Source organism: Agromyces sp. NPDC055658, assembly GCF_053618155.1.
Map to the genome: position 1 here is coordinate 1 of NZ_JBSHHD010000136.1, position 1,122 is coordinate 1,122.

Consider the following 1,122-nt stretch of genomic DNA (forward strand, 5'->3'; position numbering starts at 1 on the left):
GGTTCACAACTGGTACCGCGCCCATAACGCCGCTGTGGTCGCCGCCTATCTCGACCATGAACAGCTGGCGGCGAAGGAGAACCCGATCGAGCGGTTCTTCATCAACCTGGTGCTGGTGCGGGTGCTGTTCGCTCACGCACTCGTCGCAGCGCCCCGTCTCGCGCTCGGCTGGTGCGCCCCGCTCGCCCCCTTGCTCGGCGACCCACGTCTGGGCATGACCGGCATCTTCCTGTCCCTCTCGCGAGTTCTGCCCGACACGTACCCGCTCGGAGGGAAGCTCTCGGACTACGTTGACGACGAACACAGCTTCGGCCACGTCCTCGACATCGGGCTGATCCGTCCACGCATCGAGGCACTGTTCGCGTGGTCCGCCGATGAGCTCGGAGAGTCACGCGTTCCGGCCCTACTCGTCGACGGCGTGCCCGCCTATTCAGGAATCGACAACGCTGCCGTCTGGAACCTCCCGCCGCATGTCCCGGCGCGCCTCATCCGGCGTTTGATACCCGTCTCGTGATCGGGGCCGTGCGAAAGCTCTTGTCCGACTTGGAGCGAGGCACCTCTGTCGAATCAGATGCCGGCCTCCGCCGCACCGGGCTTTTCACCCGCAGAACTACGGAGGAGGCCAGCACCTTTCGTCATGGCGCGGGTGCGAGCGTGTCCGGACACAGCTCATGTTGGGCGGCGTCCACCATTTGAGGATTTGCCCAACCGATCAATTCAAAGGACATCAGGACATTTTCCGGGGTCGCACCGTCGTAGTGAAGCTTGTCGCAGATGGTGCGACCGAGCGCCAGCAACGACGTCGATGGCAAGAGTTGGGGCCCGAGCGCGCCGAGATAACTCTGCTCATCAGCGTGAGCATTTCCTGATGCTCCAATCGCGAACGACACGAAACTTGCTGCTATGACCATGGATAGCGTCATCCGGCGACTGACCGCTTGGCTTTTCACGAGCGGAACGGTACCGGTCCAGTTGGATCTATCTGTGGCTTTCAACTAAATTATCTGACTAGATCGTCAATTTTTTGGCTCTGTTGCCGTATTCGTGGGTCATGGACGGCCGGGTAGTGCTGGTCGGTGTCCGCCGAGGGTGAGCATGGCTAGGGCGATGAGGGGTGGGGGG

General features: G+C 61.9%; 2 protein-coding genes. One reads left to right on the plus strand and one right to left on the minus strand.

Features of this window, described 5'->3' with window-relative positions; translation table 11 throughout:
* Positions 1-514: hypothetical protein (locus ACWGPE_RS19145; protein WP_452049337.1), on the plus strand; the 514-nt coding region annotated here is incomplete at its 5' end.
* 121 nt (positions 515-635) lie between these two features.
* On the opposite strand, the gene ACWGPE_RS19150 is transcribed toward ACWGPE_RS19145, so the two are convergent.
* Entirely contained in the window at positions 636-950 is a 315-nt protein-coding gene (locus tag ACWGPE_RS19150; RefSeq protein WP_452049338.1) for a DUF732 domain-containing protein, read from the minus strand.
* Positions 951-1,122 lie beyond the last annotated feature (172 nt).